This is a genomic window from Neobacillus rhizophilus (assembly GCF_018343535.1).
Taxonomy (GTDB): domain Bacteria; phylum Bacillota; class Bacilli; order Bacillales; family Cytobacillaceae; genus Neobacillus; species Neobacillus rhizophilus.
This window is the reverse complement of record NZ_JAGYPF010000005.1, coordinates 648,330-662,249: the sequence shown is the minus strand read 5'-3', so window position 1 is coordinate 662,249 and position 13,920 is coordinate 648,330. Positions and strand designations below refer to the sequence as shown.

Here is a 13,920-nt window from a genome sequence, read left to right as displayed (position 1 = left end):
GAATTTTGGATTAATTTACAATATATTTCGCTCCCACTACAAAAACCTTAGGAACTATTGCGGAATGCTTTTATGGTCCCGGGAGCTCGTTTCCTCGCGGTTTCTGCTCATTACAAAATTAGATATTAAAAGGCTAAAATTTAATGTCTCCAGTATTCTCCTGCCCTCACCTCAATTGGACAAGTGAATATTATAAATGTAAATTACCGGAAATTGTAAATTTTTATAAAAAAGGAGGAATATCTATTACATGGTTGACTCTTTGAATTCAACAGGGTCGGTTAAGCTCCCATATTTGGATGGATCGGAGTCGACGATATTAAACCGACCTTCAGCACTTGATTTTGCGAGAGATTTATTAGATTACGATGTCATTTCATTTGATGTTTTTGACACTTTGTTATTGAGACCGTTTGCAGAGCCTCATTATTTATTTATGGTAGTGGGAGACAAGCTTAACAGTGTGAATTTTATGTCTATACGGATGAAAGCGGAAAAGGAAGCGCGTGATCGTGCGGAGGTTAAGAAGGGAAACAGGGAAGTATCAATATACGATATATATGAATTTATTGAGCAAAAAACAGGTATAGAGCGACAGTATGGAGTTCAGGCAGAATGGCAAACAGAATTAGAGTTTTGTATCGCCAATCCCTATATGAAAGATGTTTATGAAATACTTAAATCACAAAACAAGAAAATAATTGCAATTTCAGATAGCTATTTAACAAAGGCGATGATTGTACAGATATTGGAAAAGGCGGGATTTAGCGGATTTTTTGATGTTTTTGTTTCCTGTGAAAACAATGGCAGTAAACAAGATCATCAATTATTCAATATAGCACTGCAAAAATTAGGCAAGGATATCCGGATGGTACATGTCGGGGAAAATATCGAGTCAGATATAAAAAGTGCTCAGGAACTAGGATTAGCAGCAAGATATTACCATAATGTTCATGAAACAGGAAATCAATATCGTGCAGACGGTATGTCTGAGTTGATTGGTTCCACCTACGGCGGGATTGTGAATATGCATTTGCATAATGGAAGTAAGCAGTACACACCATATTATGAATATGGTTTTATTTACGGTGGTTTGTATATATTGGGCTACTGTAAATGGATTCGTGATTATGCAAAACAGAATAATATTGATAAAATTTTGTTCCTTTCAAGAGATGGGGATATTTATCATAAAGTATTTAATTTTCTAAATTCAAATATAGATAATGAATATGTTTACTGGTCTCGAATTGCCAATATGAAATATACGATTGAAAAAAATCGCTATGACTTTTTGAATCGAATGGTAAAACATAAGGCAAGTGGTATTTTAAAAATTACAATAAAATGCCTATTAGAATCTTTGGATTTAGGGGAAATGGCAGGTTTGTTATCTTATTATCAACTAAAAGAAGATGACCTGATTCATAAAGACAATGTTAAAATCATTCAATCATTTTTTGTGGAAAATTGGCAGTTTGTTGTGAAAAAATTATCTGAAGACGATGAAATAGTGAAAGAGTATTTTCAAAACCTCATTCAGGGATGTAAAAAGGTTGCAGTAGTGGATGTTGGCTGGATTGGGTCCGGTGGTGCAGGAATAAAATATTTAATTGAAGATAAATGGAAATTGAATTGTGAAGTCCACAGCTTAGTAGCAGGTTGTCGACACTCTAACTACACGGGTAATCTAAGTCAAATAATGAAAAAAGAAATAGAAGTTTACATTTTTTCTAGAATGTATAACAGAAATTTATACGATATCCACTCAAGCACTAAACATCTTAACATCTATTTTGAGTTATTTACTCAGGCTTGCTATCCTTCATTTTCGGGCTTTAAGAAAACCGAAGATGGGTATAAATTAACATTTGACGTACCGGAAGTAGAAAACTATAAAATTATAAAGCAAATTCATAATGGGATATTTGATTTTGTTAAATTGTATATAAAAACATTCGCAAATTATGAGTATCTATTTAATATTTCTGGTTACGATGCGTATATGCCATTTAGAATGATAATAAAAGATCTTCGTTTTATAAGGAAATACTTTGGTGAATTGAGTTTTTCTAGAGGTGTGATTGCAGATACTGAAAATCAAACCTTTGAAACACTAACTGAGCTAATGGATCAGGCAGGACAATAGAAGACAAATATAGGAGTTTATAGAGGTAGGTGCATGATTATATCAAGTTCAGAACTGGATAGTAGTTGCGATGAAAATCGGCTTGGATTTTTTGGCGCTGATCAAAAGATTCAAATCAACGAAAATTCCACACTCCTTTTAACATCAGATTTTTCAAATTTAAAGATTATGGCTTTTGAAGAACACAAAAAAATATTGCAACTAGTTGTTGATTATTTCGTACCGGAATCAAGTCTGGTAATAACACCGCATCCCGATGATCTTATGTACTATGATTATCTATTTCCTCAAGCAACTGTTATAAAAAAGAAAATTCCATCCGAGTTACTCCCCTTTGTTTTTAGCAGAAAACCAAAAACAATAATAACTTTAACACCCACTAAAATCTGGAACTTAACTGGATTTTTTGAAAATTGCTTACTGTTTTCCACCGATTATGTTAATAATTTTACGATTACACATCAATATTACTGTGCACTAAAAATAATTAACGAATTGTTCAAAAATTATGAACTTTTTGAAATGAATACAGATAAACTGCTGCTGGAAAATTTATTAAACATTTCCGGAAATCAATTAGGCAGCATCGTTAAGAGCTGCAAGAATTTAAGTCAAATTCCTGCTAAAAGTGTTGTTCTAATTGATGATTTTAATAATGAAATATTGCCCAATGCTAAAGAAATCGTAAATTTTTTTAAATCAACAGATAAGGAATCTATCATAATTTTTCTAAATTCGAATAAGGAATATCTGTTCTATGATTACCCTGACAAAGAAATTTTAGAGTATTTAATCCCGGTTGAAATACTGCGATTCAGCACTGTTGATGAAACTGACCTCGAGGCAAAAACAATTTTTGTTTGTACAAAAAGGAAGGATCAAAGGAAAATGATAAAGGACCAATCATTTGAAAAAACACTAAAAAGTTCAAAAGAAATCATAAAAGTAAAGGCAATGTCAGAGGAACAGTTAAGAATAAAAATTTTAGAAGGCATTTTAGAGGCGACTGAAAAAAGGCTGGAGCATTATATCAAGTTGGAATCGGAACTTAGAAAAAAGTTGAATATAAGAATGACAGAATGAAAGGAAAAGCCTGATTACCAGTATTCTTCGTCTCATCATTATAAAAGGGGGCTGTCTAAAGCCCCTGGCTATATTTTCTTAAATGGTTTTATTGAAGATTCCTCGGTGTACCAATTCTCTTCAGGAATAATATTCGATACAGTTAAAATAAGTGAAGGAATTCGTTCAACGTCAAAAACAATGGCGCCTATTATCTTCGTAAACATAATAAAGGCAGTGCCATGTGAAAATTTGCCCAACTCTTCCCCAATATGCAGGAGAGACATCATGATCACCTGTTTTTCAGCGTCTTCTATCGCAACCGTCGGAGAGAACCGTAATATCCATTCCTCGCCCTCAATTGAAAATCGAAACACTCACATCCCCACCCCAGCATGGAAAAGTTATTAGTTTAACATATTGAGGAAAGGATGTTTTTATGTCCATTAGCCAAAAAATTTGGCAGGTTTTCTTTCGTTAAAAAACGTTTAGATTTTTGAGGAAAAACCTTCCGCCCTTTCTTGACTGTCCATATTTGTTATTGTATATTTAAAGCATCATGAAATCGAATACATTTGCTTATGGCATGTTTTTGTTCCATGATAATATTTATTCTTTGGCACCATGTATGAGGGTGTCCTGAAAGGCTTAGGAGGAAGAAGTACATGCAAAATGGTAAAGTAAAATGGTTCAACAACGAAAAGGGCTTCGGATTTATCGAAGTTGAAGGCGGCGACGATGTATTCGTACACTTCAGCGCTATCCAAGGCGACGGCTATAAATCTTTAGAAGAAGGCCAAGAAGTTTCTTTCGAAATCGTTGAAGGAAACCGCGGACCTCAAGCTGCTAACGTTGTTAAATTATAATCAATCATAAATGTTGAAAGGCTGACAGTATTGTCAGCCTTTTTTACGTCAGCTTTTTTCCATATTCCTGAATTTTTTGCCCGACGGTACATTGTGAAATACAAAACCGGTGGGCAGTTCTCCGGCCCCCTTCCCTTTTTAATTGCCGATGTACAAAACAACCTTCACAGTATTCATTCAGCAAATGTTCCACTTGAGTAAAAAGCGCTTTTCTGGCTGATTCTTTCACAAAGATAAGACACCCCGCTCCATTAAAGAATAATCGTTTTCGCAAAGATATTTTTCCCTTCCAACGCCTGGGTTGCAAGCTTATCAGCTTCTTTATTGTCATTTCGTGGGATAGCTGTGTATTTTGGATAAATGCCAAGTTGTTTAATTTTTTCCTCAATCCGGTCCAGCCAACGGTTCAAGTTTTCTTCATAACAAGGCCATTCACCCTCCAGCTGTTTTAAAACGACCTGGGAGTCACCTTTAAATTCGCATGATTGATGCTGCACACCGAGATCTTCCAAAATATTGAGGGCAAAATAAAAAGCGGCATATTCTGCCTCGTTGTTTGTATCCATTTCATCAAAAAGTTCATTGGCGCGAATACGGTATTTCTTTTTTCCCTGCTGAAAAAAGATAACTGCGCCAAGACCAGCCTGATTGGTTTCCTTGTGAAATCCGCCATCAAAATAAACGGTTATTTCTTGAGGTTCCTCTTCTATTTCTGTCAACAGCTTTTTCATTTCCTTTAGAATCCAAGATGTCCCTTTTTCATCATAAAAATACAGGTCGATCGCTTTCCCCGATCGCTCGAGCTCTTCCCCAAGCTGGACAGCTGTTTCAGCGGAAGCCCATTCGGAATTACATTTCACTTTTTCATTACTTTTTAATTTATGCACCCATTCAAGCTTATATTTCACTGATATTCAACCTTTCTAATTGATTATTATGGTGAATAATGTATCCATCTATATAAATTCATTTATATCATACCCAGAAGCGTCATAGAAAATATTTTCCTGCAACGTATAGGTAATATATGATAAACTTTCAGTTAGGTTATGATGGGGGAATTTTGAAAACGGAGGCACTAGCACCATGAAAAAACCACTGTTCGCAGATTTAAGCCTAATTTTAGTGACAATGATTTGGGGAATGACATTTGTTTTAGTGCAAAATGCGATAGATTTTTTGGAACCATTTGCGTTTAATGGAATACGCTTCTTTATTGCCGCAGTTTTGCTCATTTTCGCTTTAATCCTATTTGAAAGAAAGCAGCTTAAACAAATAAATATAAAATTAATTATTTCCGGAGTTTTTATTGGATTTTGGCTCTATTTGGGTTATGTTACGCAAACAATCGGCCTTTTGTATACAACATCTTCGAAAGCCGGTTTTATCACAGGACTTAGTGTTGTTCTGGTCCCTTTATTTTCGATGTTTTTAATGAAACAAATTCCAGGTAAAAACGCGATTTTTGGTGTTCTTACAGCGACTGTTGGTTTGTTTCTGCTGACCATGACGGATATATCGGCATTAAATATTGGGGATGGATTTGTTTTTGTTTGTGCCATCAGCTTTGCGATGCATATTATTTTAACAGGAAAATTCTCAAGCAGATATCCGACTTTACTTTTGACCGTTATCCAAATCTCAACTGTTGCTATTCTTTCCACTATTTCTTCTTTCATTTTTGAAGATTGGCGGAAGTCATTTCGGGCTGACATTTTATTATCACAAGATGTTTTAATCGCTTTAGTAATTACCAGTATTTTTGCAACAGCAATTGCTTTCTTTATTCAAACAAACTTTCAAAAGTATACGTCTGCAACAAGGGTTGCCCTTATATTTGCCTTGGAGCCGGTTTTTGCAGCCATAACGGGCTATTTTTGGGCTCAGGAACGTTTATCCTCCAGCGCTTTTATTGGTTGCATCCTTATTTTTATGGGAATGATTTTCGCTGAACTGCCGGCCAAGAAAATCTTCATATTGAGAAAAAACAAGAGTATCGGAAGCTAAATGAAAACTCGCCGATTGGCGAGTCCGATAGGACGGTTCATGAGGCGTAGTTGAATTTATACTTTCCTATTAGCGAAAAAAGGGGCTGACTTTAATGGTCAGCCTCCTTTTTTAGATTGCCAACAATTCGTGATTTTTCACAAAACTGATGGCGTCTTTTCTGTTGTTTATTTGATTTTGGATAAAGGTTTCCAGTAAGGAAACATAAAAGCTGCCATCAAAGCTTTTCTGTGCTTTTAAGGTCAGTTCAATTGCTGTATTAATTATCTCATCGGAAGCATTTGTATAGTGTTTCCCGAAGTAAATAAAGCCGACTGCATCCTCTTGAAATTGGAAGCCTTTTCCCTTCAAGTAATGCAAATATTCCTCAACCGTCCGCACTGATGATCCAACCCTCTCCCATAAATCTAGAAATATCCCCTTTAAAATCTTAGCTTAAATTTCGACATTTTTCTATCTTTTTCTGTGTATTTATGACCAATTATCCCGACCAATACTCCTAAAAGCGCGCCGCCCAGCACTTCCTCGGGCTGATGGCCCAGGACTTCCTTCAGCTTTGTTGGCGGCTTTTCTTTAAACTCTACACTTTCTTTTTCATTGATTTTGTCAATTAATTCATTCATGGAATTTACTCTTAACGTCAGTTCACCCGTTTGCCTTCGGACTCCTTGGGCATCATACATAACGATTAAGCCGTAGATAAGGGACAAAGCAAAATCAATAGTCGGCAATCCCCTTTTTAATCCGATATAGGTGGTTAAAGTAGCGACTCCTGCAGAATGGGAGCTTGGCATTCCACCTGTTCCAAAAAAGACATCCGGCCGCCATTCCTTCTTTTTGAAATAATGAATCGGAATTTTCATCCCCTGGGCGAGTCCAATGCTTAAAAGTGCTAAATAAACAGCCTTGTTCATTTGATCACCTCTACCTTTATTGTGAAGAAAGATGAGTTTAATTATTCCGGATGGAGATACTAAAAAAGTGGAGGTGACTTGTATGACCAAAAAGGTAAGCAATAACCGCGGCGCTAAAGCACCTGGGGTAAATCCACAAGGATATGGCCAGGATGCCGAGTTTGCTGAAGAGCCAAAAAGCAAACTGGAAAATAGAGCAAAGAAATCAAATACAAAAATATAAGGTGGCAGAAAAAAGGCTGTCCATCAGGCAGCCTTTCTTTGCTTTATGAAATTGGCTTTCGGTTCTCCAACAGAAATTTCCCATATTCGATTGGTGTTCTATAGGTTGATTTCCAAATATCAAGCAATTTGGCATGACGGAAATTCCTTCTGTAAATGGCAGCAGGGATTGTTGTTGAATCATACCTCCAGCAATTACCAATTGGATCATACATCATTCCGTAGGCCACTTTTATAACCCAATCAATGGAACGAGTAGAAAAAGCGATCACGACCCCTCCGAACCGTTTATATGCACCGAGGCGATTCTTGAATTTTTTCATGTAACTAAGGTTATATAGATGGTTTTTTTCTCCTAAAAGCAATCCAACGGTAGGTCCCAAAAAGACTTTCTCCTGCACAACTTGGATTTGAAAAATAAGATCTGCAGGAATCCGTAATGTTTCTGCCAATGAATTAGAAATGAATAACTCATGGGGCTGATGGTAAAAATTTTTATCTAAGGCTCCTGAATCCTCCTCAAAAAGGAATGACCTGCACACTTCCTCCCTTACACCGTATTTCATAGCCTCCGGCAGTTTTTTTAACAAAGCTGCAATGGATGAAGGGAACTTCAACACTGGCTCAGAATCTTGAAAAAAAGTTTTACCCATATAGGTCTTAAGGTTCCTTCATGAAGGCGTAATTCCTCACTTCGATGTTCGGCTTCATCGCCTTCAGGCAAGCTGATTAGCTTTTCTCGTTTCATTTCCGGATCAACAGAGGATTCTAAAAGTTCACTAGAAAGTTCGATTGGCCAACTGACGAGCTCTTCGTATTTTATTGGGTCCCAAGAAGCGGCGTCCTTTACGACTTTTTCAATCGACATAAAAAAGGCTGCCTCAACAGAGACAACCAGAGTCATTAGGAAATATGCGCTTCCTCCTGAGGGAAAAGCCTGCCAAGGCCGCGAAGCTCCAATTCCATTAATTTATTTTCCGCCTTTTCTTTCTCGATTTTAAGGCTGGCACTTTCCAGACTGCAATTTACCGGAACATCACATTTGATTTCCGCCAGTTTTCTGGACAAGTGAAGCATGTCAAAATCCTGCTCAATTTTTATTTTTTGCGATTTTGACAGTTTGTCCAAATTGGAGATAATTCCTTCAACATGTTCAAACTCTTGTAATAGTTTCAGAGCTGTTTTTTCACCGATTCCTTTGACACCAGGGTAATTGTCGCTAGTATCACCCATTAATGCCTTTAGGTCGATCATTTGTCTAGGTGTAATACCTTTCTCTTCCTTAAAGGTCTGGGGTGTATGGACCAAGTAATTTCCATAACCTTTTTTCATTAAAATGACCGAAATTCTGTCATCAAGCAACTGAAGAATGTCCTGATCGCCGGTCAAGATGGATACATGGGCTTCTTCCTTCGCATGATTAGCAATAGTACCGATACAATCATCCGCCTCAAACCCTGCCAAACCAATATTGGGGATATCGAATGACTCGACCACTTCTTTAACAAGGTCAAACTGCGGAATTAATTCAACCGGTGCTTCGCCGCGATTTCCTTTATAGTCAGGAAAAAGTTCTGTTCGGAAGGTTTTGCTGCCCATATCCCAGCACACGGCAAGATGGGTTGGCTTAAAGGCCGAAACGGCTGTGAACATATGCTTCACAAAACCATGAATCCCATTTGTCGGGATCCCTTTTGAATTTATCATAAATTGCCCTGATACGGCCGTTGCGTAAAAAGCGCGGAACAACAGGGCCATTCCATCGACAAGCATAAGCGAAGGCTTTTGATTCGTCATAAAATTGAACCTCCTATGGATGTTTTTTTACAACACGTTTTCCATTATAACATAGGTATGGGTCAAATTTTAATCGACTTTATTTTCCTGATAGGAAATCCAGTCGCTGAAACTGCCGGCATAGAGCTTGACCTTATGAAATCCTGCTTCCTTTAAGGCCAGGAAGTTGGGGGTTGCTGTTATTCCGGAACCGCAATAAACAATAATTTCCTGTTCAGGATTCACGTCAGAAAACCGCTGCTTCTGTTCCTCGACGGATTTGTATTCGCCTCCTGCAAATCCTTCCGTATATGGCTTATTGATGGCCCCCGGAATATGCCCTGCCTTCTTATCAATCGGCTCGACAATACCTAAATAGCGTTTTTCTTCACGGGAATCAATCAGAACTATGTTTTCCTTTTTTCCTGCTGCAGCCTCTTTCACTTCGTCGACGGATGCCAATAATTCTGGTTTTAATTGGTGCTGAAATTGAGCTTTAGTGAATGTTGGAATACTTGCTGAGATTGGCAGTCCAGCCTCTGCCCACTGCCTAAATCCGCCATTTAGAACATATGCTTTTTCGTGTCCAAGGTACTTCAAGAGCCACCAAAAACGTCCGGCGAATGCGCCTTCTCCCTGATCATAGGCCACGACTGTTGTCGTCTCATCAATCCCTGCCTCCTCAAGCTTGCTTACTAATTCCTGCAAGTCAGGCAATGGGTGGCGTCCGCCATGAATTTGAACAGGGCTTGATAAATCCTTTTCCAGATCGAAAAAAACAGCACCCGGCAAATGTCCTTCTAAATATTCCTGTTTTCCCTTCTGTGGGTCAGCCAAGGAAAATCGGCAATCCACAATTCTGACTGTGTCGATGTCTAAATTTTGTTCCAACCATTCCTTCGCAACAATATTTTTCATTGGGATTCTCCCCCGCTTCTCCTAATTTTCAAGCCGCTTTAGTATATCTGTTAAAATTTCGGTTGAAACTCCGCCTTCTAATGCTGCCAATAAACTTAAATAAAAATCATCGGTCTGATCCTTCATTTGCGCTAAAAGAAGCTTGAATTCATTGTTTAGATTCCTTGCATAATGGTCTTTTAAGCGACTGCCTTGAATTTGCAAATAGTCATCCGCTGGCCCACTTAATACCTGATTAAGTTCATCGCTCATCCATTTCTTTTCATTTTTCTCAAAGAAGGACCTTGGATTTTTAAAATAAGATTTTGCTTTTGCAAAAGCTTGCTGTTCCATGGTTTCAAACGCTATTGGAAAGTCTATTTCTTCTGCTGTTCCTTTTTCATATGGTGAAAAGGACAGGTCTTGATTGACGTCAAGAAGTATCCGAATTTGTGCCGCCTGATAATCCCGAAGCAGTTTTTCCATAAACCGCTCGATTCGAACCGTTGTAGCTCTCATTTCCTGAGCAAAATCAAAACCTAAGCTTTCCAAAAATTCATCAAGTGCCATTTGCAGCGCCTTCTTTAAGTTGCGGCCATCGTCCCTTAAGGTTGAAGGATTGAAGGCCTCTTTAAAGAAATCGCTAAACCGTAAGAAAACCCGTTGCTTAATATAATAAATTAATTCCTCAGCCTCTTGGAACAGGCGGTTTTCCATTGATTCGACCGTTTGTTTTGCAAACAGCTCTTGAATCATATTCTTCTGTCCTTCAATATCACGGCGTTTTTGTTCTTTAACGGTCTTGTCCTCCAGCGAGCTCTTGATAAGCCGCTCTACTAATTCATGGACACGGTTCAATTCATTCTGTGCCGCTGAAATCGCCATTTCCATTAAATCATTTGAAATAAAGTGATAAAAACTATTTTCAAACTGGCTCATCCCTGACCTGGAAACCGCTACTGAGTCTATTTTTTCCTTTAAGGCTTCAAGGCTTGATAAAGGATATAGATGCGGATTCCGGATTCCATACTTCACCAGCTGCTCTGAAACATAGTCAACAACTGCTTCCTTTTCCTCTTCATCTTCGGCGAGGTCAATCGCATTTATAATAAAGAACATTTTGTCCATTTGGAACGATTCCTTTACCCGTCCCAATTGGATTAAAAATTCCCGGTCAGCTTTTGAAAAAGCATGGTTATAATAAGTGACAAATAAAATGGCATCTGAATTTTTGATATAGTCAAAGGCTACTCCTGTATGGCGGGCATTGATGGAGTCCGCCCCCGGCGTATCAACGAGCGTAATCCCTTTTCGCGTCAGTTCGCAGTCATAATAGAGTTCGATCCATTCAACGTAACAGGATTTTTCTTCTATGGCGACAAAATCGTGAAATTCGTCTAAACTTGTAACCTTAACCGTTCCGAGCAGTTCAACAAAAGAGGCATAACCTTTAAGGAACGCCTGTAAGAAGGCATAATGAGTCTTCTCAACGATCCCTTCCTGACTTTGCTCGTAGATGATTCCTTCAATGATTTTAGCGGCATCCTTGAAATCGGCCGCATGTAATTCAAAGACCTTAAGCGAGCGGTTGACGTCATCTAGCATTACGTCTCGTTCTTTAAACTTTACAAGGACAGTCCCATGCGTATATTCAGCCGTGACTGGTTTTATTTTATTAATTGCTGCTGTAGTGGGGTTTGGTGAAACCGGCAAAACTTTTTCCCCCATCAGCGCGTTGGCAAAGGACGATTTCCCTGCACTAAACGCACCGAATAAGGCTACGGTAAAGCCTTGTGTTTCAAGCCGGCCAGCTTTTTCCGCCAATTCACCTGCCAGCTTTTGAAAGCCCGGCAGACCGTTAATTAGCTTGGAAGCGTTGAGAAGCTTGTCAATCGTGCGTTGCAGACGGTCCTCCGCCTCGTAGTTTCCTTCACCCTTAGAGCCTTTATTTGTTGTTTCTGCAAGACTGATCTGTACAGGTACTTGCTTGCTTTCCTTCTTCGTGCCAGGCTTATGGGAATCCGGTTCTACTTCAGATTTAATTAGTTCAAATTCCTCTTCCTGCAGGTCGAAAAATTGGTAATGGCCATCTTCAAGTCCTTGCGGATTGTTCAATAGGTTCATAAGGTTGTTTTCTTTTGCAACAATAGCCTCTTCGTATTTATCAAGCTCTGTTAAGGCATTTACATAGCGTTCCTGTTTACTGAATTCCTTGGCAAATTGTTCGTTTAATTTTGACTCCTGATCTTTTAGTGCATTTAGATATTTTTCTTTGAACTCGGCAAGTCGGTTTCGGGCAATCCGTTTTATTTCATTCGCCACATCTTCTGTGTAGTGAAGCAGGTATTCGCCGGATAGGCGGGCACCAGGCTTTATCGTGTTGATCAGGACATCTTTAGGAACGGTAAGGGCATAGCCCTGAGCAATACCCAGCAGGTCGCCCTGGTCCAGTTCTGTTTCCTTTAATGTACGAAGCAGGAATTCACGTAAATGCCATTCAAGCTGGGATTTTGTTTTTTCAAGAATATCCTGATAAAAACTCTCCAGTCGCGCATTTTTTTCATCTTGCGTTTTTTGCTTTGAAAAAAGAAAGCCTACTTTAAAATCCGGTTGGCATGCTTCTAAATACTTCTCTGCCATTTCCCTTGTCTGGAAAGGCATTAGATAAGCATTCTTTAATATTTGCGCTATTTCTTCATCAAATGACTTTTCCTTAACATCCGTCCCTCCGGCAAGCCTATTCAAGCTGTCTTTAATCTGGTGGAAGGAATTCAACAGACCCTCTTTTTCCTCCTCCGTTAATTCATTTAATAGCTCATGGTATGGAAGAAGCTTTTCTTCCTCCTGCTTTGCAGCCTGGCTGATATGGTCCTGGGTTATTTTTTTCAACGAATGAAAAACGGACGGTACAAGCAATTGATCCTTTGCTGCCAATTTATCCGCAATAAATTTCTGTAATGCCTGAAATTCATTGCGAGGGTTCTTTTCATCCTTTAGTGAAGTATAAAAAATCCGTGCTGGTCTAACTCCCCATGAGGCGAAGGCATCAACAACACTTTTTTGAAAATCGGCAAAACTTAACTCTTCATCCTTGTGCTTATCAATTTGGTTAATAACTAAATAAACCTCTTTACCTGCTTCCGCCAATTCCTTTGTGAAGAGGAAATTCAACTCTGCCTGGACATGGTTATAGTCCATCACATAAAAGATCAAATCAGCTAGATGGATGGCAGACTCAGTGGCAATGCGGTGGGCATCATCTGCTGAATCAATTCCTGGTGTGTCCATTATTACGGTATTGGCAGGCAGGTTTGAGTCGCTATGGCTGATCTCGATCTCCTCGATTTTATCGCCATCCTTAGCATACCTTTTGACCATTTCATAATCATATGGGGCTAAATAAAGCCTTGGTTTCTCGTTTTTAAAAAAGACCTTGGCATAATCCTCTCCGGACTTTACCTTTACAAGGTTTGCGCTTGTCGGAATTGGGCTTGAGGGAAGCAGTTTTTCCCCTACGACCCGGTTGATCATGGTTGATTTGCCTGCGGAAAAATGGCCGCAAAACGCTATCGCGAATTCGCGGTTTTCTAATTTTCGAGCAAGCTGCTTAATTTTTTGCGCATTTTGAACATCGTTTTGCTCCATTAAATATTCATATATGGCGATTATTTTTTGTTTTAATGTTTGTATCGTTTCATTTTGATCGGCTATTTTGACCATTTAAACTAATTCCCCTTAAACAACATGATAATATGTTTATTTTATACGATAATTCGAACTTTTCCTATCTTGACATACTTAAAAAGTAAAAAAGCCAAGGAATATTCCCTGGCTTCATTTAATGCTAAATATATTTATTGGGTGACATTTTTTAAGACGTGCTTCATGACAAATGCGTAGATTATAATGGTTCCGCCGACGAAAGCATAGGTCATATGTAACACCTTCCCTTAATCAGACTCTTAGTTGAGAATGACTTTCATTGTTAATCAAATTCTAGCACAGGTGATAATCATTTTCAATACTT

General features: G+C 38.4%; 15 protein-coding genes. 5 read left to right on the top strand and 10 right to left on the bottom strand.

Annotation, left to right across the window (positions count from 1 at the left end; translation table 11 throughout):
- Positions 1 to 250 precede the first annotated feature (250 nt).
- Positions 251 to 2,149 carry an HAD family hydrolase gene (locus tag KHA99_RS26280; protein ID WP_213120433.1) on the top strand — a complete coding sequence of 633 codons (1,899 nt, stop codon included), beginning with the start codon at positions 251 to 253 and terminating at the stop codon, positions 2,147 to 2,149.
- A 33-nt stretch (positions 2,150 to 2,182) separates the two neighbouring features.
- Positions 2,183 to 3,232, top strand: a complete 1,050-nt coding sequence (locus KHA99_RS26275) for a hypothetical protein (protein ID WP_213120432.1) — start codon at positions 2,183 to 2,185, stop codon at positions 3,230 to 3,232.
- 68 nt (positions 3,233 to 3,300) lie between these two features.
- Here the strand turns inward: KHA99_RS26275 and KHA99_RS26270 are convergent, their stop codons facing one another.
- Positions 3,301 to 3,588: a hypothetical protein gene (locus KHA99_RS26270; protein ID WP_213120431.1), complete on the bottom strand. Its 288-nt coding sequence runs from the start codon at positions 3,586 to 3,588 to the stop codon at positions 3,301 to 3,303.
- A 288-nt stretch (positions 3,589 to 3,876) separates the two neighbouring features.
- Between KHA99_RS26270 and cspD the strand changes: the two genes are divergently transcribed.
- Positions 3,877 to 4,077 (top strand): cold-shock protein CspD, encoded by a 201-nt coding sequence (gene cspD, locus KHA99_RS26265; protein WP_023627628.1) that lies wholly within the window; start codon positions 3,877 to 3,879, stop codon positions 4,075 to 4,077.
- Between the two features lie 43 nt (positions 4,078 to 4,120).
- Here cspD and KHA99_RS31280 read toward each other — a convergent pair whose 3' ends face one another.
- The gene (locus KHA99_RS31280) at positions 4,121 to 4,408 is read right to left on the bottom strand and encodes a zinc-finger domain-containing protein (protein ID WP_213120430.1); all 288 of its coding nucleotides are present in this window, start codon (positions 4,406 to 4,408) and stop codon (positions 4,121 to 4,123) included.
- Positions 4,329 to 4,985 carry a reverse transcriptase-like protein gene (locus tag KHA99_RS26255; protein WP_213120429.1) on the bottom strand — a complete coding sequence of 219 codons (657 nt, stop codon included), beginning with the start codon at positions 4,983 to 4,985 and terminating at the stop codon, positions 4,329 to 4,331. The genes KHA99_RS31280 and KHA99_RS26255 overlap by 80 nt, the downstream gene beginning before the upstream one ends.
- Before the next feature lie 178 nt (positions 4,986 to 5,163).
- Between KHA99_RS26255 and KHA99_RS26250 the strand changes: the two genes are divergently transcribed.
- A complete protein-coding gene (locus KHA99_RS26250) occupies positions 5,164 to 6,084 on the top strand; it encodes a DMT family transporter (protein WP_213120428.1) in 921 nt (306 codons plus the stop codon).
- 111 nt (positions 6,085 to 6,195) lie between these two features.
- Here the strand turns inward: KHA99_RS26250 and KHA99_RS26245 are convergent, their stop codons facing one another.
- Both KHA99_RS26245 and KHA99_RS26240 read right to left on the bottom strand, forming a co-directional pair.
- Complete coding sequence (locus KHA99_RS26245; RefSeq protein ID WP_213120427.1) at positions 6,196 to 6,465, bottom strand: DUF6123 family protein; 270 nt, start codon at positions 6,463 to 6,465, stop codon at positions 6,196 to 6,198.
- A gap of 41 nt (positions 6,466 to 6,506) precedes the next feature.
- Positions 6,507 to 6,998: a divergent PAP2 family protein gene (locus KHA99_RS26240; protein WP_213120426.1), complete on the bottom strand. Its 492-nt coding sequence runs from the start codon at positions 6,996 to 6,998 to the stop codon at positions 6,507 to 6,509.
- 82 nt (positions 6,999 to 7,080) lie between these two features.
- Here KHA99_RS26240 and sspL point away from each other — a divergent pair, with 82 nt between their 5' ends.
- Positions 7,081 to 7,221, top strand: a complete 141-nt coding sequence (gene sspL, locus KHA99_RS26235) for a small, acid-soluble spore protein L (RefSeq protein WP_213120425.1) — start codon at positions 7,081 to 7,083, stop codon at positions 7,219 to 7,221.
- A gap of 43 nt (positions 7,222 to 7,264) precedes the next feature.
- Here the strand turns inward: sspL and KHA99_RS26230 are convergent, their stop codons facing one another.
- The 5 genes from KHA99_RS26230 to KHA99_RS26210 form a co-directional block, all read right to left on the bottom strand.
- Complete coding sequence (locus KHA99_RS26230; protein WP_213120424.1) at positions 7,265 to 7,873, bottom strand: hypothetical protein; 609 nt, start codon at positions 7,871 to 7,873, stop codon at positions 7,265 to 7,267.
- Positions 7,834 to 8,124 carry a hypothetical protein gene (locus KHA99_RS26225; RefSeq protein ID WP_213120423.1) on the bottom strand — a complete coding sequence of 97 codons (291 nt, stop codon included), beginning with the start codon at positions 8,122 to 8,124 and terminating at the stop codon, positions 7,834 to 7,836. The genes KHA99_RS26230 and KHA99_RS26225 overlap by 40 nt, the downstream gene beginning before the upstream one ends.
- A complete protein-coding gene (locus KHA99_RS26220; RefSeq protein ID WP_213120422.1) occupies positions 8,124 to 9,017 on the bottom strand; it encodes a 5'-3' exonuclease in 894 nt (297 codons plus the stop codon). Before KHA99_RS26220 ends, KHA99_RS26225 begins: the two co-directional genes overlap by 1 nt.
- Positions 9,018 to 9,086: 69 nt before the next feature.
- Positions 9,087 to 9,914 carry a sulfurtransferase gene (locus KHA99_RS26215; RefSeq protein WP_213120421.1) on the bottom strand — a complete coding sequence of 276 codons (828 nt, stop codon included), beginning with the start codon at positions 9,912 to 9,914 and terminating at the stop codon, positions 9,087 to 9,089.
- 21 nt (positions 9,915 to 9,935) lie between these two features.
- Positions 9,936 to 13,613 carry a dynamin family protein gene (locus tag KHA99_RS26210; RefSeq protein WP_213120420.1) on the bottom strand — a complete coding sequence of 1,226 codons (3,678 nt, stop codon included), beginning with the start codon at positions 13,611 to 13,613 and terminating at the stop codon, positions 9,936 to 9,938.
- Positions 13,614 to 13,920 lie beyond the last annotated feature (307 nt).